Source organism: Ereboglobus sp. PH5-10 (assembly GCF_029504735.1).
Taxonomy (GTDB): domain Bacteria; phylum Verrucomicrobiota; class Verrucomicrobiia; order Opitutales; family Opitutaceae; genus Ereboglobus.
This window is the reverse complement of the sequence record NZ_JAQFIP010000002.1, coordinates 20,500-41,814: the sequence shown is the minus strand read 5'-3', so window position 1 is coordinate 41,814 and position 21,315 is coordinate 20,500. Positions and strand designations below refer to the sequence as shown.

Sequence of the window (21,315 nt, the reverse complement as noted above, 5' to 3'; positions counted from 1 at the left end):
CAATGTCCCGTTTTGTCAGACGCCCGCGCCAGTCGCACCCGATCGCAGAGTTGAACGTCACCAACCTGATCGACCTCGGCTTCACGCTTCTGATCATTTTCATGATCGCCACGCCCCTGATCAACCAGGAGCAAACCATTCCCGTAAACCTGCCCATCCAATCTCCGTCCGAAGGCCTGAAGCCCGACCCGAAAACCCAATTCATCGCCGTCACCATCCGCGAACAAGGCGACTACTTCATCGATCAACAACTGGTCACGCTCAGCGAACTCCGCACCCGCCTCAAGGCCCTTGGCGCAAACCCGGCAAACATCGTCATCCGTATCCGCGCCGACGGCAACGTGCCCTATCAAAAAATCATTTCGCTGATCGACGATCTCAAGCAGAACAACCTAAACAAAGTCACCTTCGACACCCAGGCCGGAGCGTAGCGAAGGAAGGGCTGAAGAACTGAACGGCTGAAAGGCTGAATCAGAAAGCCAAAGGCCGGAGAGCCGGATCGCCAGTGTCTCAAACCAAATCTCATCATTAAAAAACTTTCGGCGCGGCAGCGCCCTCCTGACTCCTGTATTCTGAATCCTGACTCCTTTTTTCCCATGTCCCGCTCCGTTGTCATCGTAGGTCGTCCCAATGTCGGCAAAAGCCGCCTCTTCAACAGGCTCGCGCGCAAACGCATTTCCATTGTCCACGACAAGCCCGGCATCACGCGCGACGTCGTCACCACGCGCATCGCCGACGGCGACTACACGCTCCAGGACACCGGCGGACTCGGGCTCAAGGGCGGAGAGACGCCCGCGCAACTCATCGCCGCGTCCGAAAAACAAGTCTCCTTCGCCATCGACACCGCCACGCTCATCCTCTTTGTCGTCGACGGACTCGAGGGCCTCACCGCGCTCGACACACGCATCGCCGCCGAGCTGCGCAAAGGCAAAAAGCCCGTGCTCCTCGTTGTGAACAAGGCCGATTTCGGCGAGGAAAAAATCGACGTCGCCGAAGCCTACCGCCTCGGCCTCGGCGAGCCCCTCTTCATCTCCGCCGAGCACGGACGCGGCGAAACCGACCTTCGCACCGCGATAAAACAACACCTCGACGCCAGCGACACCGGCGAGGCGGTAGAAACACAAGATGGCGCGCCGAAACCTCTCTGCGTCTGCTTCATCGGGCGCCCCAATGTCGGCAAATCCTCGCTCTCCAACCGCCTCCTCCGCTCCGACCGCCTCATCGTCAGCGACGTGCCCGGCACCACGCGCGACGCGGTCACCTACGACTTCCAATTCCGGGGACGCGACAAAAAACTCCACCCCTTCCGCCTCATCGACACCGCCGGCATCAAGGCCGCGACCAAGCTCGCATCGCCCGTCGAATATTTTTCGCGCCTCCGCTCGCTCGACTCGATCAAGGAAACCGACGTCGTCTTTGTGGTTCTCGACGCCATGGAAGGCGTCACCCAGCAGGACAAGGCCATCGCCGGCGAAGCCATCAAGGAGCACAAACCCATCATCGTCGTCGTCAACAAATGGGATCTCGTGCACAAGGCGTTCGCCGACGGCACGACCGCCGGCACCGCGCTGCGCGGATTCAAGGATGAGCGCGAATACCGAGAGAAATACGAGAAAGCCGTGTTCGAGCGCCTCTACTTCACGCCCGGCGCGCCCCTCATCTTTGTCTCGGCCATGAGCGGCTACGAAGTGTCGCGCATGTTAAACAGCGCCGTGAAACTGCATCGCGTCCTCGATAAAAAAATCCCCACCGCGCGACTCAACAAACTCATCGTCCACCTCGCCGAGCGCACACCGCCGCCCGCCGTCGCCGGCCGCCGCTTCCGCATCTACTACGCCACGCAAACCAGCAACCACCCCTTCCGGATAAAAATTTTCTGCAACCGCGAGGGAAACCTCGCCGAAAACTACCGCCGCTACCTGGAGGCCGGCGTTATCAACGAATTCGATCTCCACGGCTGCCCCGTTTATTTCGACCTCGTCGGCAAAAAAATCGACCCCGAGCGCGTCGGCAAATACAGCGACGAAAAACGCGCGCACCTCGCCCGCCTCCGCAAAAACTCGCCCGCCGGCGAAACTCCCGGCGGCGATGACGACGACTTCCAACCTTTCGAAACAATCGAGGACTGATTACTCACAGCGGCTTAAATTGTCGAACGCACGAGTCACTATCCCGGCCGCAGTGCCTTTCTTTCACTCTTCACCATTCACTCTTCACCCTTCTCCATGCTTCGCATCGTTTTCATGGGTTCCGATCCCATCGCCCTGCCGCTTCTCAACTGGATCGCCGGCGCCGACGGCGCACAGCACGCGCGCATCGTCGCGGTTTACACGCAGCCCGACCGCCCCTCGGGGCGCGGCATGAAAATCCGGCCCAACGCCATAAAAACGTGGGCGCTCGAGCACGGCATCCCCGTGCACCAGCCGGAAAAACTCACCGGTGAAACCCGCGCCGAACTCGCCTCGCTCGCGCCCGACCTCTCGCTCGTCATGGCCTACGGGCACATCCTGCGCGACGACTTCATCAACACGCCCCGCCTCGGCACGCTCAACCTCCACACCTCGCTGCTTCCCAAGTATCGCGGCGCGTCGCCCATCCAGACCGCCATCGCGTGCGGCGAGCGCGAAACCGGCGTCTCGCTCATGCGCATCGTCCGTAAACTCGACGCCGGCCCCGTCGCCGATGTCGAGCGCGTTCGTATCGAAAATCTGGATACGGCGCTCGACGTGGAGCAAAAACTCGCCGCCGCCTGCGTCCCCCTCATCGCCCGCGCGCTTCCCCGACTCGCAACCGGCGGGCTTCAGTTCACCGAACAAAACGAGGCGGACGCCACCTTTTGCCGGCGCCTTGACAAGGCCGATAGCGCGCTCGATTTCAACGTCCCCGCCGCCGTGCTCGCCGCCCGCATCAACGGCCTTTATCCGTGGCCAGCGTGCAGCGTCGAAATCAACGGCACCCACCCGATAAAATTCGGCCAGGCGGATAGCGTGGAATGGACCATTCCCACATGGATGCGCATACTGTCGGGTTACAAGGGCAAGGTCAGTTGCGTGTCATTTGGCAATACGCTGATGTGGGCAGCCGGCGGATTGGCTGGCACGGCGGATCCGCTCCCGCCCGGCACTATCCTTCCCTCTGACACCAGCATCATCCACATCGCCACTGCCGACGGCATCCTTCGCATTCACCGCCTGCAACGCCCATACGGCAAAATGGTTCCCGCGGCCGACTACCAGATTAAATGTTCCATCAGCCCCGGCACGCTACTGAGCTCGCAACCCATGACGAAATTACTCTCGTAGGGGCGTCGCAAGCGACGCCCTGCTTGGGGACAATGCGCGCCGTTCACGGGCGTCGCAAGCGACGCCCCTACGCACCATGGTGGAAAACGAACGCTTCGACCGATTGGCGCACTTGGCAACCGCATCCACCCAAACACTTTTATAAAACATCGGTATTGAAGCCCAACGGGCTTCCATAAGACAGCCCAGGGTTGCTGCAGCGAAGCGCAAGCCACCCTGGGGAATTGGAAAAAAACGCACACAACCCTGAAAGGGTTGCGCAATCGAAGATCCACGCCCCTTGAATCATGTATTCGAAAACTGAATACGCGAGGCATTTTCCGCCATCGCCAACCATGAACCATATTGCGGAAGGCGTTGCTACTTCTCCGCCGCGCCCGCATCCACTTTGCTCACGAGCACCTTGTCCACGCGGTGGCGGTCCATGTCCACGATTTCGAAGCGCCAGCCCGCGTATTCAAAGAAGTCCCCGGACGCGGGAATGCGTCCGAAATTCGTCACCATGAAACCGCCGAGCGTTTGAAAATCCGCCTCCTCCTCGTGGGGAAGCTCGTCGATGTTGAGCAGCGATTTTAAGTCGCCCGTGGTCAGAGTGGCGTCGATCAGCCACGAGCCGTCCTCGCGCTGTTTCGATGCGGGCGCCTCGCGGCTGTCCTGCGCGGGCAGGTCGCCGACAATCGCCTCGAGCACGTCAATGAGCGTGACGAGCCCCTGGATCGCGCCGAACTCGTCGGTTATAAGCGCGATGTGCTTGCCGGTCTTCTTGAACGACTCCAGGAGGTGCATCGCCATCATCGTCTCGGGCACCACCAGCGGCGAAACGAGCAGGTCCTTCAAATTGGTTTTTAACCCGATCGCCGAATGCGCCCAGAGCGCCTTCACGGCGATCATGCCGAGCACATGATCGCGGCTGCCTTGGTAAACGGGAAAATACGAATGGCCGCTCGCCACGATTTTGCGCCAGTTCACCTCCTCGGTGTCGTCGAGGTTGAGAAAAACAATCTTCGGGCGGGGCGTCATGATCGCGGTCACGGCCATCTGGTCGAGTTCGAGCACGCCTTCCACCATTTCCTGCTCGGCCTTGTTGAACACGCCCGCGTGCAATCCCTGCTCGATGAGTATGTTGACCTCCTCGTCCGAGACGGGCGCGTCCTTCGGCGCCTTGTTCAGTCCGAAAATACGCAGGAATCCCTCGGTCAAATATGACAGCAACGCGACAACCGGCGAGACCACGACCGCGAGCTTGTTGAGGATGGGCGCCGTCCACATCGCGATGCGCTCGGGATACGCAAGCGCGATCCGTTTCGGCACCAGCTCGCCCAAGACAACCGTGCCGAGCGTCAGCACGACAACAACCAGCGCGATGGCGATTTCCCGGGTGAACGCCGGCATCCACGACACCTGCGCCAGCAACACATCCAGTTTCCTGCCGACAGTCTCGCTACTGAACGCGACATTCGTGTAACCGATCAGCGTGATTCCGATTTGCACGGTGGACAGGAAGCGGGTCGGCGAGATCGCCGTGGCGAGCGCGACCGCAGCGCGCGCCTTGCCCTCGTCGGCGAGTTGCTTCAGGCGGGCCTTGCGGGCCGAGACGACTGCAATCTCCGCGAGCGCAAAAAAGCCGTTGGCCAGCAACAAAAGGAAAATGACAAAAAGTTCTGTTGAAAGGCTGGTCATGAATTGGCGGAATCATTGAAGGCTGGAAGCCCGCCATGCAAATACATTGAGCCCAAAAACGAACGCTCCGCCTTTTTCAGCAATTTAGGCGCAAACAAGTGCTGTTATGTTTGCCTCCACGGATTCCAGCGCACACGTCGCAGGCACTCACACACGATTCTTGGTATTTACCCCCACTTGGCGCCCGACTTTCCGCGCGAAATTGTAAATAAAATATAAACACCTGCCAAATCGCGATTTATTAACAATTTTTTGCGCATTTTTAAATCGAGTAACATCAGTGGCGCGCCCACAAAAGCACTCAAACACACGTAGAAATGCAGCCCATGTTCAATCAACCATACCAAAATAACACACATGCACAGCATGATGAAACCGAACTGACAACCACACCCCCCTTCGCGCCAAACCGCATGCCATCGCCGGATGCGCCGCCGTCGTTTCTTGAAAAATACGAGGCCCCCTCCGTCGAGACCGAGTCCGCCGGACGAAGCAACCTGCAACTCTACTTGCAGGAAATCGGCAGGACGCCGCTTCTTAGCTTGGAGGAGGAAACCGCCCTCGCCCGCCGCGTCCTCAGCGGCGACAAGGAAGCCCGCGACCACATGATCAAGGCCAACCTCCGACTCGTCGTGAGAATCGCCCGCGATTACAAGGACTTCGGCCTCCCCTTCCTCGACCTCATTAGCGAGGGCAACATCGGCCTAATCAAGGCCGTCGAGCGCTTTGACCCCGACAAGGGCGGAAAACTCTCCACCTACGCCGCGTGGTGGATCAAACAATCGATCAAGCGCGCCCTCGCCAACCAAAGCAAAACGATCCGCCTGCCCGTCCATCTCGTCGAAAAAATCTCAAAACTCCGCCGCGCCGCCCACGCGCTCAGCGAGGAACTCGGACGCGAGCCGACCGACGAGGAGCTCGCCGCCGAACTCCAGATTCCGACCGCCAAGGTCACGCACCTCAAATCCGTCAGCGCCCGCCCAAGCTCGCTCGACGCCCCCGTCGGCAGCGACAGCGACTCGGCGCCCCTTGGGGAACTCATTGGCGACGAAAACACCGCGGACCCGTTCGACAGCCTGCGCGCGCGCAATCTTAGCATCGATCTCCGCAACATGATCAACGCGCTCGACCCGCGCGAAGCCGAAATCATCAAACTGCGCTTTGGCCTCGAAGGGCTCAACGAAATGACCCTTGAGGAAATCGGCGTGAAATTCCGCATCACACGCGAACGCATCCGGCAGTTGCAAAACTCCGCCCTCATAAAAATGCGAAAAGCCATGGCGCAAAACGAGGCCCTGCGCTCGCGCGCCGAAGTCGCCGAGGAAACGCGCCAGCGCAAACGCATGGAGGTCATCCGCGAGTTCATCGAGGCCAACACACAATCGGTCTCCTAAAACCCTCGCGCACCCGCGTCCCGGAAAAAGCCGAGCCCCCGCTCGGCTTTTTTGCGCAGCCCGTCCCGAGCCGCCCCCTCAAACTTTCCGAGTGCAACCGCCCTCATTCTGTGTAGTCTTGTTTCCACACTTCACCATTATTCAACTCCTGACTCTTGTATTCTGACTCCTGACTCCTACATCCTAACTCCTTCCGTTTTCACACCCATCATGCCAACAGTCCTTGCACTATTGCCGGAAGGCTTTGAGGAACTCGAAGCCATCGCCCCCATCGACATGCTCCGCCGCGCCGGAGTCGGGGTCACCACCGCCTCGCTCACGGAAACCCTCTCCGTGAACGGCCGCAACGGCATCACAATCCAAGCCGACGCCACACTTTCCGCAAATTCGGAAAAACTTCGCGACATGCTCCTCATCCCCGGCGGCCCCGGCGTGAAACTCCTCCGCGCCGATCCGCGCGTCTCCGCGCTCGTGCGCGCCCACGCCGGGGCCGGCCACTGGCTCGCCGCCATCTGCGCCGCGCCCACCGTCCTCAACGACGCCGGCCTCCTCGCCGGCCTCCGCTACACCTGCCACACATCCGTCCTCAACGAACTCCCCACCGCGCTCATGCAAGAACGCGTTGTTGTTGACGCCAACATCATCACCTCGCGCGGCGCCGGCACCGCCATCGACTTCGGACTGGTGCTCGTCGAAAAACTCACCACCCCCGAAAAAGCCCGCGAAATCCAAGCCTCCATTTGCGCCTGAGCCGCTGCGCGGAAGAGTGAAACCTGAAAAAGAAAGAGTGAGGAAAAAGCGCACTTCTTCCGTTTTCACCCGTCACCATTCACTCTTCACCCTTCCGCCGCTCCCCTGCCTGAAATTTAACGCCAGCAAACCTTTTTCACATGCCCACCAAACCCTACGACCTTCTCGTCCTCGGCGGCGGCTCCGCCGGTTTTAACGCGGCGCGAGTCGCGCGCGACGAATTCGGCAAACGCGTCGCCATCGTTGACGGCGCGCGCGAACTCGGCGGCCTGTGCATTCTTCGCGGATGCATGCCTTCGAAAACCCTCCTCTGGATGACCGAGGTTCTCCACCTCGCGCAAAAAGGCAAAACCTTCGGCCTCCACATCCCCGTCGCGCGCCCGGATATCCGCGCCATGCACGCGCGGAAGAAAAAAATCATCGCCGAGTTCGCCGACTACCGCGCGCGCGCCATGAACTCCGGCAAATACGACCTCTACCGCGCAAACGCCCGATTCATCGACCCGCACACCGTCGAACTCAACGACGACAAACGCACCCGGCTCTCCGCAAAAAAAATCCTCATCGCCACCGGCTCGCGCGTATCCACTCCGCCAATACACGGCCTCGCCGACACCCCGCACTGGACAAGCGACGACGTCCTCGACCTCAACTTCATCCCCAAAAGCGTGATCGTCCTCGGCGGCGGCATCATCGCCGTCGAACTCACGCAATACCTCCGCCGCCTCGGCGTCCGCGTGACGCTCATCCAGCGCAGCCCCAACATCCTCCGCGATCACTCCCCCGAGGCCAGCGCCGTCATTCAGCAGGCGCTCCGCGACGAGGGCGTCGAACTCTTTACCCACACTCGCATAGAAAAAATCGCGCGGACAAAACGCGGCGTCCGCGTAACCTTCGCGCACACGCGCAACGGCACCACAAAAAGCGTCGCCCGCGAAGCCGCCCACCTCTTCAACGCCCTCGGACGCGAACCCAACACCGCCGGCCTCAATCTCGCCGCCGCCGGCGTCCGCCTCACACCCGCCGGCCGCATCCGCGCCAACCGCCACCAGCAAACCACCGCGCCGCACATCTACGCCGGCGGCGATGTCTGCGGTCCCAACGACATCGTGCACCTCGCCATCGCCCAAGGCGAACTCGCCGCCCGCCACGCATTTCTCCCGTCAACCCGCCCGCCGCGCATCCCCGCAATCCTCTCTCCAACGCACCTCCTCAACGTCGTCTTCACCGACCCCGCGCTCGCCACCATCGGTCTGCTCGAAAGCCAGCTCCGCGCAAAAAAAATCCCCTTCATCGCCGCCAGCTATCCCTACAACGACCACGGCAAAACCATCCTCATGGACGCCAACGCCGGCTACGTAAAAGTCCTCGCCGACCCAAAACGCGGCCGCATCCTCGGCGCCGAAATCGTGGGCCGCGACGCCGGCGAGCTGATTCACATCTTCAGCACCCCGCTCGTAATGCGCGCGACAGTCCACGACATGCTCCGCGCTCCCTGGTATCATCCCACCATCGCCGAAATCATCACCTACCCCCTCGAAGAACTTGCCGAAAAAACAAACCAATAATTAACCACGGAGAACACGGAGATGCACGGAGACAGAGAAAAATTGATCAGCCATTCCTCATGAATTCCTCCGTGCCTCTCCGTGGTTAATAAAAACTCAACTCAACCGTTTTTCCTTTATATGAAACGCAACCTCCCGCTCGTCCTCGCGCTCCTCCTTTCGCTCTTCACCCTTCACCCTTCACTCTTCGCGGCGGATCGCGCCGCGGACTGGCGCGCTGTCGCCGACGCACAAAAAGCAGGCCAGCCCAAAACCGCCTCCGCCGCGCTCGATAAAATAATCACCGGAGCCATCGCCGACGAAGCCTGGCCCGAAGCCGTCCGTGCAATTCTCATCAAAGCGCAAGCCGACGCCGCCAACGTGGACCGCCGCGGCCAACCCGCCGCGCGCATTCGTTCGCTCACCGCATGGCTGGCCGACGACCACGCGCCCGCGCTACCTGCGTCAATGCGCCCGCTTCTCGAAGCCGCGCTCGCAAAAACATGGTGGAACTACTACCAACAAAACCGCTGGCAACTCCTCCAACGCACACAAACCGCAGAGCAGCCCTCCGACGATTTCCGCACATGGGATGCCCGCCGCGTCCTCGCCGAAACCGCGCGACATTTTGAGGCCGCGCTCGCCGATCCCGTCGTGCTCCAAAAAACACCCATCGCCAAACTCGAACCTCTCCTCGCCAAAGGCAATCTCCCCGACGACTACCGCCCCACCCTCTACGATTTTCTCGTCCACGAAGCCATCGCCTTTTACAGTGCTGGCGAACAGGGAGTCGCCAAATCCGAGAATACCTTCGAGCCCACCCCCGACTCCCCCATACTCGGCTCCCTCGAAGAATTCCTCGCATGGAACCCTGAAAGTGGAACGAGCAGCCCGCCCGTGAAATCGGAACTCGGGCAGGTTGCCCGCACCACCCAACCCGTCCTTCGCGCCATCCAACTCTACCAACAACTCCTCCGCTTCCATCTCGACGACCCGCTCCCCCAACTCGCCCTCGCCGACATTGAGCACTCCCGCCTCAACTGGGCCGCGCGCATCCTCGGCTCGCCCGCCCAAGACCGCTATTTCGCCGCTTTGCGTGATTTCATTGAGCGCGCGTCACCCGCCGAACCCTCCGTCGCCACCGCAGCCGCGCTCACACTTGCCCAACTCCGGCAGCATGATGCCCCCGACGAAGCAGTCGCAATCGCCCAAGCCGCCGTCAACAACGACGCGAATTCGCTCAATAAAAGCGCATTCAACTCCCTTCGTAATATCATCGTTAGGATCAAGGCCGGTTCGCTTCAAAGCATCACCACTGAAAGCACCTGGCCCATCTCGGACGATGCCACGGCTCCTTTCATTAGCGTTCAGTATCGTAATCTCAAAAAAGTCTATTTTCGAGCATACGAGGTCGATCAAAACGCCCTCATCAAAAGTCAAAACAGCATCTTTATGTCCGCGAATTGGGATCAATTCAAGGATCGCAAAATCGCGAAATCCTGGAATGCCAACCTCCCCGCCACGCCGGATTACCGTTATCGCGATGAAAAACTTCCCGCGCCCCGCGACCTCAAGCCGGGACTTTACCTCATCGCGGCCAGCCCTGACAAAAACTTTTCCGAGGAAAAAAACGTCATAACAACCGCCACGGTATGGGTGTCCGACCTCGCCATCATCCACAACGGATACAACAGGCTGGATGGAAACGTCTCCGGCTTTGTTGTTAATGCGATTACCGGCGATCCCGTTCCGGCTGCCACGGTTTCCGCAGCGTTTGATGGTGAAAACGAAAACTACCATGTGGAGAAAACCACCGCGAACGAGGATGGATTCTTCCTGTTGACCGACAACCGCGCGAAATCGCCTCGCCACAACAGGCTACGTGTCATCCATGCGATTGCGCCCGATGGCCGGGTAATCGCCGTCTCCAGCAATGATTATGGATACGCCAACCATCCGCCCGCCGGAAACGAACACACCCGCATTTATTTTTTCACAGACCGCTCAATCTACCGCCCGGGGCAATCCATCAATTTTAAGGCGGTCGCCATGCGCGCCATTCCCAAGAAAGGCAACTACTCGCTTCTCACCAATCATCGGCTCACCATCGTGCTCTCCGACCCCAACAGCAAGGAGGCGGGAAAACTTGAACTCGTCACCAACGGCTTCGGCTCCGTGTCCGGCAGCTTCACTGTTCCCGCCGGACGCCTCACCGGATACTATCGCCTCCATTCGCAAACCAATGAGATCGGCGACACCAGCGTCAACGTCGAGGAATACAAACGCCCAAAATTCGAGGTCACGCTCCCCGCACCGGAAATCGCCCCCAAGCTCAACGACACCGTCACCCTCGCCGGCGCCGCCGTCTCCTACACCGGCGCACCCATCGATGGAGCCAAGGTTACCTGGCGCGTCCAGCGCCTCATCCGCTGGCCGCGCTGGTGCTGGTGGACGGACTTCCTTCCCAACCAACCCCACGCCATCGCCCACGGAACCGCGACAACCGACGCATCGGGCAAATTCACACTCGAATTCACCGCCCTGCCCGACCCCGTCGCCGATGCCAAGAACGAACCCGTGTTCGCCTATTCCGTCACCGCCGAAGTCACCGACACCACTGGCGAAACACGCACCGCCTCGCGCACCGTCTCCGTTGGTTACACCGCGATCGCCGCCGACATCACAATCGAAGGCGACTGGCTCACCGACCAAGCCCCAGTCGCCCTGAAACTCGCCACCACCACGCTCGACGGCGCCCCGCAATCCGCCACCGGCCAAATCGCATTTCACGCGCTCACGCAACCCGCCTCGGTTCCGCAACCCGAGGCGCAAAAAGGCCGTTACTATTATCATCGCGCCTCAAGCGAATACTCTACCATCGACCCTACTTCACCTGATCCCCAGAAATGGCCTGCTGAAAAAGATGCTCTCGCCATCCAAGCATTCACAACCGACTCAAAAACCGGCCTTGCCAAAATCACACAGAAGCTCCCCGCCGGCATCTATCGCGCCATCGTCACCACGCAGGATCGCTTCGGCAAACCCGTCACCGCGCAAACCGAAATCCGCGTCCTCGCACCCGAAGCCCCGCGCCATCCCATCAAGGAGCCCATCTCTCTCGCCGCGCCCAATTGGACCGCGCAACCCGGCGACACACTCACCGCGCTCTGGAGCTCCGGTTACGATACTGCGCGCGCCCATATTAGCATCGAGCAGGACGGCGAAACTCTGCGCGCATTCTGGACGAAACCAAACGCCTCACAGCAACACATCCCCATTGAAATCACAGAGTCCATGCGCGGCGGCATCACGTTGAACATTGTGCAAGTCCGCGACAACCGCCTCGTCACCAAAACTCGCCGCATCGACATCCCCTGGGGCAACAAAAAACTAAAAATCTCATGGGAGCACTTTAACTCCAAGCTCGTTCCCGGCGGACGCGAAACATGGACGGCCAAAATCACCTCGCCGGATGCGACTACCGTCGCCGCCGAATTCGCCGCCGCGCTCTACGACGCGTCACTCGATCAATATCGCCCCCACAACTGGCCCTCAACCATCGCGCCCTTCCGTTTCGAAAGCGGATATTATAGAAATTGGAGCATTAGTAATAGAGGCATTGAGTTCGACGATGTGATCTATTCGATTAAGTTGAAATACCACAGGATTAATCACGGTTCACAATACCGCCATTGGGGCATATCATTTAACACGAATGATATTATCAAGCTGGATAGATATGTCGTGACAGATGAAGAATCCAGCGGCGTTATGCAGCAAAGAGCTGCATCATCATATATAGAGGCTGTCTCCGTTGATAACTTTGGTGAGATCTCTAATAAAACCGTGGGCGAGTTCATGAAATACATGCCCGGAGTCACGCTCGACCTTAGCGATGAAGAAGCCTCGTTTATTCGCGTCGGCGGTCTCGATCCCAAACACGCCGCTTTTTCCGTTGACGGCATTCCATTATCTCCCGCCCCCGACCTGACCGCCGTCACTGCGCGCAAGAACCTTAACGAAACGGCTTTCTTCTTCCCGCAACTTCTCACCGATTCGGACGGCTCCGTGCGCATGGAGTTCACCGTGCCCGAGGCGCTCACCCGCTGGAAGTTCCTCGGCTTCGCGCACGACAAACAACTGCGCTCCGCCATCCTCACCGACACCGCCGTCACCGCAAAAGACCTCATGGTGCAACCCAACCCGCCGCGCTTCCTACGCGAGGGCGACACCGTCGAGTTCACCGTCAAAGTCACCAACATGACGGACAAGCCGCAAACCGGCTCCGCCCAACTCAGCTTCGCCGACGCCAGCTCTCTCGAAGCCGTGAATCTCTTCACCGGCTCAACTGTAAACAGTGAACAGAAACCCGTAAACTTCAGTTTGGGAGCAAACAGATCCCAAACGCTCTCCTGGCGCATCACCATTCCCGACGGCCAGGGTTTTCTCACCTACAAAGCCGTCGCCTCCACCGGCGCGGTCAGCGACGGCGAGGAGGGTTTCCTGCCCGTCCTCAGTCGCCGCCAGCTCGTCACCGAATCCATCACACTGCCCGTCCGCGACAAAGGCACTTACACCTTCCGATTCCCCAAGCTGGCCGAGTCCGAAACTTCAGCCCTTCAGTCCTTCAGTCCTTCAGCCCTTCGCCACGAATCCCTGACCGTGCAAATGACCGGCAACCCCGCTTGGTATGCCGTGCTTGCGCTGCCCAACCTCATGGAATACCCGCACGAATGCACCGAGCAACTCTTCAACCGCTACTACGCCAACGCCCTCGCCGCGCACATCGCCAACTCCGACCCGAAAATCGCGCGCGTCTTCGAGCAATGGCGCAACACCCCCGCGCTCGAATCGCCCCTCCTCAAAAACGAGGACCTCAAATCCGTGCTCATCGAGGAAACCCCGTGGCTGCGCGACGCCACGCGCGAAAGTGAAAACCGCCGCGCCATCGGAAATCTCTTCGATGCCAACCGCACCGCCGCGCAAACCCAGGCCATCATCGCGCAACTCGCCGAGCGCCAGATGAACGACGGACTCTGGGCATGGTTCCCCGGCGGACGCGGCAGCGACTACATCACCCGCTACCTCGTCGCCGGATTCGCGCGCCTGCGCCACTTCGGCATCCCGCTCGACAACCGCGCCGACACCATGCTCAAGCGCGCCGTCACCGCGCTCGACGCCGCCCTCGCCAAACACCATGCCGAGCTCATCGCCACGGAAAACTTCAACCCCGACGGCAACCACATCCGCAGCGCCGACGCATTCCAACTCTACACACGCAGCTTCTACCTGAAGCAAATCCCCATCCCCGACACCGCCCGCGCCGCCTACGACTTCTACACCGCGCAAGCCCGCAAACACTGGCTCTCGCTTCCGCGCCAATCCCAAGGCCACGCCGCCCTCGCGCTCGCCCGAATGGGCGACACCGCCACACCCGCCGCCATCGTCACCTCGCTCAAGCAACACGCCCAAAACCACGACGAACTCGGCATGTATTGGGCCGACACCAACCGCGGCTGGTTCTGGTGGCAGGCCCCAATCGAAACCCAGGCGCTCATGATCGAAGTCTTCGACGAAGTCGCGCGCGACACCCAAGCCGTCTCCGACCTCCAACTCTGGCTGCTCAAGCAAAAACAAACCCAAGCCTGGCCCAGCACCAAGGCGACCGCCGACGCCGTCTACGCGCTGCTCCTGCGCGGCGCCGACAAACTCGCCTCCGACGCCCTTGTCACCGTTTCGCTTGGCGGCAAAAAAATCGAACCCGCCCAATCCGAAGCCGGCACCGGCTATTATCGCGAACGCATCCCCGGCCCCTCGATCACACCGTCAATGGGAGAAAAAATCACCGTCACCAAAACCGACGCCGGCCCGGCGTGGGGCGGCGTCACCTGGCAGTATCTTCAAACCATCGACAAAATCACCCCGCACGAAGGCACGCCGCTCACGCTCAAGAAAACCCTTTGGAAACAAATCAACACATCGAGCGGCCCAACCCTCGTCGCGCTCGACAAAACCAAGCTCGAACCCGGCGACACCCTCATCGCGCGCATCGAACTGCGCACCGACCGAGACATGGAGTTCGTGCACTTGAAAGACCAGCGAGGCAGCGGCACCGAGCCGGTCAACGTCCTGAGCGGTTACCGCTGGAAAAACGGCCTCGGCTACTATGAGAGCACGCGCGACACCGCCACGCACTTCTTCATGGACTGGCTGCCCGCCGGCACGCATGTGTTCGAGTATCCGGTGCGCGTGCAACTGCGCGGCGTCTACGAAAGCGGCATCGCCGAAATCCAGTGCATGTATGCGCCCGAATACAACTCCCACTCCGCCAGCACCACCCTCGTCGTCGAATAGGAAAACCCCATCGCGGAAACGCGGAAGAGCTGAAGCACGGAATCAAATCTCATTCTGAATTTTCGCCTTTCCGCCCTTCCGCGCTTCCGCGATTAAAAAAACTTCGCGCATCGGCACCTTCGTTGTTCAATCTGCGACATAAATGTCAGCCTCAGCGATTCCGTATCGAGCAAAGCACGTCGGAGTCTGCCCGCCCGCCCGCGGCGCAGTCATCGGCGAGCTCGTGCGCGCCCACCCCGCGCCGCTGTGGTTGATCGTTGTCGACGAACCCAAGCTCGCCGAACAACTCGCAGAGGATATCGCGTTTTTTGAAACTGCCGGCGCAACAGATTCCCCAACTGGAAACCGCAAACTGAAAACCGGAAACTCCGCCGCGATCTACATCCTCCCCGAATCGATGCCCGACACGCGCGACATGCGCGAAGCCTTTGCCGCCAGCGCCGACCGCCTTACCGTCCTCTCCGCCCTGCGAGGTTCCCTTAACGCTGAACCAAAAATTTCACACCCCAAACTGATTGTCACAACGCCCGCGGCATTGTCACAACCCGTCCCCGCCCTCGCGCAATTTGCCACGGCGGAAATCACGCTCTCGCGCGGACAAGCGCAGCCGTTTCAGGCGCTAATAGAAAAACTCCGCGAGCTCGACTACGACAGCGAGGCCGTTTGCGAGGCGCCGGGCAGCTACGCCGTGCGCGGCGGCATCATCGACGTTTATCCGATCACCGCCACGCAACCTTATCGCCTCGATTTTTTCGGCGATGAAATCGAGGACATCCGCGCCTTCGATCCGCTCACACAACGCTCGGGCGAATCCGTTGCCAGTATCACGCTCTCCGCCAGTCCGCGCGTGCGCCTCGAGCCGTCGAAGACGGGCATGGCCGATTACCTTCCCGCCGGCACAAACCTGCTCCTCGTCGAACCCGCAATGCTGGAGGAAAATTTCAACGCGCTCTCCAGCGAAGCCGGCGTCAGCACCACGCCTGCGTCCGATTTCACCCTTCCCCCTTCACTCTTCACCCTTCTCCAAAAAGTCTCCGGACTTTTTGGAGTCAGCGATCTCGACGAGGCCAGCGAAATTTTCGACGCGCCCGGCACGCGCGAAGTTGTTTGGGAAACCGACAGCCTTGTTCACCACCGCAGTTATCCCTCCAATGATCTCGTCGCCAACGAACGTCTCCAAGCCGAGGAGGACGCCCGCGCGCGTTTCCTGAAACAAGTCGCCCAATGGACAACCCGCGACGGCTACGCGCTCACGATTATCACCGCCAAGGAGGGCGAGGAAAACCGCGCCAAGGAAATCCTCGCCGGCACAACCGCCTTCAAAAAAATCCGTCCGCGCTACCTGCGCGGCACATTGAACGAAGGCTTCCGCATAACGCGCAAGGTGGCACAGGCAGAAATATCTGCGCCGCCTTTCCAACCCGCGCTCTACATCACCGAAACCGAACTCTTCGGGCGCCAGCGCGCGCGACGGGCCGGCGGCGCGGCGCTGCAACAACGCGCGCTCGTGCAGCGCGCCCAAGTCGACCAGCTCCTCGACTTCTCCGAGCTCGTCGAGGGCGATCTCGTTGTCCACATCCAGCACGGCATCGCCATCTATCGCGGCCTCGCAAAAATCGACCACGCCACGGGCATGCGCGAAGTCATCTCGCTCGAGTTCGACGACGGCGTCACGCTCCACGTTCCGTTGCAGGAATCGCATCTCGTCAGCCGCTACGTCGGCCTCAGCAAAACGCGCCCGCAGCTCGGGCGCATCGGCACCAACCGCTGGGAAAAAACACGCCGCGCCGCCGAAGTCGCCACCATCGACCTCGCCGCCGAACTGCTCCGCATCCAGGCCGCGCGCGAGGCGCAGTCCGGGCACGCCTTTGGAGGCGACACCACCTGGCAAAAGGAATTCGAGGCGTCGTTCCCATTCACCGAAACGCGCGACCAGCTCCGCGCCATCGATGAAACCAAGGCCGACATGGAACGCGAGCGCAGCATGGACCGCCTCATCTGCGGCGACGTCGGCTTCGGCAAAACCGAGGTCGCCATCCGCGCCGCGTTTAAGGCCGTGCAGGACGGCTACCAGGTCGCGCTCCTCGTGCCGACAACCGTGCTCGCGCAACAACACCTCAACACCTTTCGCGAACGCATGGCCGGCTACCCGATCGTGATCGAAATGGTCTCGCGCTTCCGCACGCGCGGCGAGCAGAACAAAATCATCGCCGCCACCGCCGCCGGACAAGTTGACATCCTCATCGGCACGCACCGCCTTCTCCAAAAAGACATCGTCTTTCGCAACCTTGGCCTCGTTGTCATCGACGAGGAGCAGCGTTTCGGCGTGAAACACAAGGAGCGCCTCAAAACCATGCGCGCCACCGTGGACGTGCTCTCGATGAGCGCCACGCCGATCCCGCGCACGCTCTACATGGCGCTCACCGGCGCGCGCGACATGAGCGTCATCGAAACCGCGCCCACCAACCGCCACCCCGTCCAGACCATCGTCAAAACCTACGACGAAAAACTCATCGTCGAGGCCGTGCGCCACGAGCTGCGACGCGGCGGGCAAGTTTTTTATCTGCACAACCGCGTGCAAACAATCGACCTCGTCGCCGCGCGCCTGCGCGAACTTTTGCCCGACCTGCGCATCGGCGTCGGCCACGGACAAATGCACGAAAAGGACCTCGAGCATGTGATGACCGATTTTGTCGCGGGCAAATACGACATCCTCGTCTGCACCACCATTATCGAAAGCGGCCTCGATATTCCGAACTGCAACACAATCATCATCGAGGGCGCGGATCGCTTCGGCCTCTCGCAACTTTACCAGCTCCGCGGCCGCGTCGGGCGTTTCAAGCACCAAGCCTACGCGTATCTGCTGCTGCACCGCCACACGCACCTCGTGGAAATCGCGCGCCAGCGCCTGAACGCCCTCCGCGCGCACAACCAGCTCGGCGCGGGCTTCCGCATCGCAATGCGCGACCTCGAACTGCGCGGCGCGGGAAACCTGTTGGGCGCGGAGCAAAGCGGCCACATCGTCGGCGTCGGCTTCGAGCTGTATTGCCAGTTGTTGCGGCAATCGGTGGCGCGCCTGAAAGGCGAAAAAACGGCGGCGAGCATTCGCGCAAATGTGAAGCTGGATTTTGTCTATGTGGGCGAGGCGGATGAAGGCAGGGCGGCTTCGCCGAAGCCGCCGCCCGGAGCCGCCACAAAACTCAAACCCAATTCCGGCGAGCGCGCCCTACACTCCCAAGCCCACGCCACGTCCTACTCCGCGATCAAGGCGGCCGAGGACGCCGCCAGCGGCATTGTCGAGATTCCGAAAATCCAGGCGCGCATCCCGAGCGCGTATATTTCGGAAACGCGGCTGCGCATTGATTTCTATCGCCGCCTCGCGCTCGCCGAAACCCCCGACGCGCTCAAGCAAATCCAAAACGACCTGCGCGACCGTTTCGGCAAATACGGCGACGAAGTGAAGGCGCTGTTTTTAATCACCGAAATCCGGATACGCGCGGAGCAGAAAAACATCCTCAGCGTGGAAACCGCCGGCACCCGCCTGAAATGCCTGCGCAACACCGGCAAGCACGACGCTTTTGTGATGCACGGCACGCGCTTCCCGCGACTCGCCGCCCCCAAACCGCTCGCGCGATTGAAGGAAATTCTCGTTTTCCTGAACAACCTGCCGAATGCGTAAAACCGCCGCGCGCCCGCAAACTCACTTCCACAAGCGCACGATGTCTTCCCTTGGCACCCAGCCGGTTTGGCCGTCCTCGAAAACGAGGCGCACCCAGCCGGGGAAATCCTTGTCGACAATCGCAACCGTGCCCGCGGCGAGCGGCGTGGTTTTTTGCGTTGTGTCGGCGACTGTCGGAATCGAGCGGAGCGATCCCGATTTCCATACGATCACCGCGCGTTCGTCCTTCGCGGAACCGTAGGCGTGCAGGCTGAGCAGCGACACCGTCACGCCAAGCGCCGCGAAGCCAAACGCCGCGCCCGCCAGGATGAAAAGCGGCAGCCGGAAGCGGCGTCCGTAAACGGCGAGCAGCACAAACGCGAAGGCGAGCGCGGCGAGCGCGACCGACATGCCGAGCGCGCATTGCCATTGCGCGGGCGCATAGCGCAACGCGACTTCCCGCACCGGTCCGGGGCGCGTGACTTCCGCAACCGCGCTCGGCGTGTATCCGGCGCGACTGAGCGTGAGGAGCACATTGCGGAGCATCGCGGGTTCGTTCGGGTGCTGCACAAACGCGGCAAAGGCGTGCGCGCCCGCCTCGGCCCAGCGGTCTTGTTGCGCGAGCGAGAGCGAGAGGTTGTGGCGCGACACCCAATCGGTCGGCGCGGCCTCGACGGCGCGGCGCCACGCGGTTTCGGCGGTTTTGAAATCGCCGGATTTGTAGGCGGCTTCCGGTGTTTGAGCGGAGCTTGTGTTGGTGGCGCCGAAGGCCGATGGGCTGAAGGGCTGAAGGACTGAAATGGAAACAAGCAGCGCCGCGGCGAGCGGGAAGAGGTTGCGCGGGGCGAAGAGCGAGAGCGGGTTGAAGCCGCGCGCGCGTTTGGCGGCGAGCGCGTCGTGGGCGCGCGCGCTCCAGTCGGGAGGAAGCGGCGAGCCGGCGCGGTAGAGAGCGCGTTCACTGTCGCTCCAGAGCGCGGACCATGCGGCGCCGGTTTCCTTGTCGTTTGTTTTCAGGAACAGCGACGCGGAGGGCACGACTTGCGGGATTTTCCAGAGGATGGCGGTGTCGTGCTGCCAGGCTTGCAGGAGCGAGACGAGGCGTTCGCGTTCGGCGGCGGGTGTCTCGTCGATTGCGGCGAGTGTTTTCTGGATGCGCGCGCGGGCTTCACGTTGAGGGCGGTTTGGATCGGTGCGGCGCGCGCGCAGAAACGCAAGGACGAGCCAGAGAAGAAGAGGCCAGAGGCCGGCGGCCAGAAGGTAGAGAATGAGCGGGGAGCGCGGGAGCGGTGTCGGCGCGGGGGCGGCGGAGGGGAGCGGATCGCCGGGGATGTTGGCGGGTTGCTTCGGCGCGTCGGCGAGTGTGAGCGCGCCGGGAGTGGGCGTCGCGGCTTGCGTGCCCGAGCCGGCGAAGATGGGCGCGGCGGCGTTGGCGGCGGGGGCGACGGTGATTTTTGCGGCGGGAGCGGTGACGGTCACGTAGCGGCCTTGCGCGGGGTCGAAGTAACTCCATTCGACGGGGCCGAGCGTGTAGGGGCCGGGCTTGGTGGGGACGAGCACGACATCCTCGGAGAGGGTGAATTCGTAGAGCGCGTTTTCACCCTGCGGCGTGCGTTTCACTTGCGGCTGGATGGCGTGGAAATCCTTTGAGACGGAACGCGAGGGGAGCGATTGGATGTCGGGCCAGTTGCCCTGGCCGGAAAGCGTGAGCGTCCAGGTGATGGGTTCGCCGACGGCGGCGTTTTCGGGGACGATTTTCGATTCGAGTTTAAACTGGCCGACCGCGCCGGAGAATTTCGCGGGCGCGCCGGCGGGAAGCGGCTTGACGGTGATTTTGGGCTGGTCGCTTGTGATGGCAAATTGCTCCTGTTGCGCGAAGCCGAAGATGTCGCGGCGCCCGGTGTTGAGCGCGACGGCGTGGCGCGCGGGGTTGAGCGTGATCTCGCCGGGATCGCGCGCGATGGCGCGGGTGGTGTAGGTGACGTTGATCCACGGTTCGCCGTTTTTGAGTTCGTCGGCCACTTGGTATTTCGGCCAGGGCTCGGGATTGAGCGGGAGCGAGTCCCACTCGGGGTGCTCGCTGCCGAGCGAGTTGAGGAAACGTTTTAGCGCGGTGATGCGATACGTGAGGGGAAACACCTCGCCGGCCCAGACGGTTTGGGGAACGATGAATTTGGAGCCGACGACTTGGTCGAGCGTGAGTTGCCCGCCCTGCACGGTGGCCGCGCCGACGTCGAAACTGACGGACGCCACGGTGACCTCGCCCTTGTCGGTGTTGATCTTGAACGCGGGGATGGTGACGCGCTGCTCGGTGGTGGGGCGGGCGTTGAAGCCGAAGGAGACGCTTTGCACGGTGCGGCCGTTGATGCTGCTGAAGTTTTGCGAGCGGCTGCCGTTGTGCTGAAGTTCGAGGCCGGCCACGGGTGGAAACGCGACGTTGCCCTGCGGCTGGCAGTTTTCAAACACGAGCTGGATCTGGCTGACCTGGCCCTTGGCGAGGCTGCCGCCGGATGGGTCCCAGCGGATGGTTTGAGAAAGGGCTGAAAGGCTGAAGGGCTGAAGGGCCGAAAGGATCAGCGTGGCGAGCAGCGGAAGAGTTGTGGTGAGTCGCGTCATCGTGAATCTGAGAAAGT

10 protein-coding genes are annotated in these 21,315 nt (G+C 61.3%); 8 read left to right on the top strand and 2 right to left on the bottom strand.

Features of this window, described 5'->3' with window-relative positions; genetic code table 11:
- The first annotated feature begins 2 nt into the window (after positions 1-2).
- The 3 genes from M2447_RS02185 to fmt all read left to right on the top strand — a co-directional run bounded on the left by M2447_RS02185 (position 3) and on the right by fmt (position 3,302).
- Complete coding sequence (locus M2447_RS02185) at positions 3-431, top strand: biopolymer transporter ExbD (RefSeq protein WP_277509406.1); 429 nt, start codon at positions 3-5, stop codon at positions 429-431.
- A 165-nt stretch (positions 432-596) separates the two neighbouring features.
- Positions 597-2,129 carry a ribosome biogenesis GTPase Der gene (gene der / locus M2447_RS02180; RefSeq protein WP_277557220.1) on the top strand — a complete coding sequence of 511 codons (1,533 nt, stop codon included), beginning with the start codon at positions 597-599 and terminating at the stop codon, positions 2,127-2,129.
- 96 nt (positions 2,130-2,225) lie between these two features.
- Positions 2,226-3,302 carry a methionyl-tRNA formyltransferase gene (gene fmt / locus M2447_RS02175; protein ID WP_277557219.1) on the top strand — a complete coding sequence of 359 codons (1,077 nt, stop codon included), beginning with the start codon at positions 2,226-2,228 and terminating at the stop codon, positions 3,300-3,302.
- Positions 3,303-3,662: 360 nt separating this feature from the next.
- On the opposite strand, the gene M2447_RS02170 is transcribed toward fmt, so the two are convergent.
- Positions 3,663-4,982, bottom strand: coding sequence for a hemolysin family protein (locus tag M2447_RS02170; protein ID WP_277557218.1), 1,320 nt, complete (start codon positions 4,980-4,982; stop codon positions 3,663-3,665).
- 413 nt (positions 4,983-5,395) lie between these two features.
- Between M2447_RS02170 and M2447_RS02165 the strand changes: the two genes are divergently transcribed.
- From M2447_RS02165 to mfd, 5 genes are all read left to right on the top strand, one after another.
- A complete protein-coding gene (locus M2447_RS02165) occupies positions 5,396-6,376 on the top strand; it encodes an RNA polymerase sigma factor RpoD/SigA (RefSeq protein ID WP_277557217.1) in 981 nt (326 codons plus the stop codon).
- A gap of 210 nt (positions 6,377-6,586) precedes the next feature.
- Complete coding sequence (locus M2447_RS02160; RefSeq protein WP_277557216.1) at positions 6,587-7,126, top strand: DJ-1 family glyoxalase III; 540 nt, start codon at positions 6,587-6,589, stop codon at positions 7,124-7,126.
- A gap of 140 nt (positions 7,127-7,266) precedes the next feature.
- Positions 7,267-8,694: an NAD(P)/FAD-dependent oxidoreductase gene (locus M2447_RS02155; protein ID WP_277557215.1), complete on the top strand. Its 1,428-nt coding sequence runs from the start codon at positions 7,267-7,269 to the stop codon at positions 8,692-8,694.
- A 120-nt stretch (positions 8,695-8,814) separates the two neighbouring features.
- The gene (locus M2447_RS02150) at positions 8,815-15,027 is read left to right on the top strand and encodes an alpha-2-macroglobulin family protein (protein ID WP_277557214.1); all 6,213 of its coding nucleotides are present in this window, start codon (positions 8,815-8,817) and stop codon (positions 15,025-15,027) included.
- A gap of 142 nt (positions 15,028-15,169) precedes the next feature.
- Positions 15,170-18,706 (top strand): transcription-repair coupling factor, encoded by a 3,537-nt coding sequence (gene mfd / locus M2447_RS02145; protein ID WP_277557213.1) that lies wholly within the window; start codon positions 15,170-15,172, stop codon positions 18,704-18,706.
- Positions 18,707-18,727: 21 nt separating this feature from the next.
- Here the strand turns inward: mfd and M2447_RS02140 are convergent, their stop codons facing one another.
- On the bottom strand, positions 18,728-21,298 hold the full coding sequence (locus tag M2447_RS02140) for a BatD family protein (protein WP_277557212.1): 2,571 nt from the start codon (positions 21,296-21,298) through the stop codon (positions 18,728-18,730).
- Between the last annotated feature and the right edge of the window lie 17 nt (positions 21,299-21,315).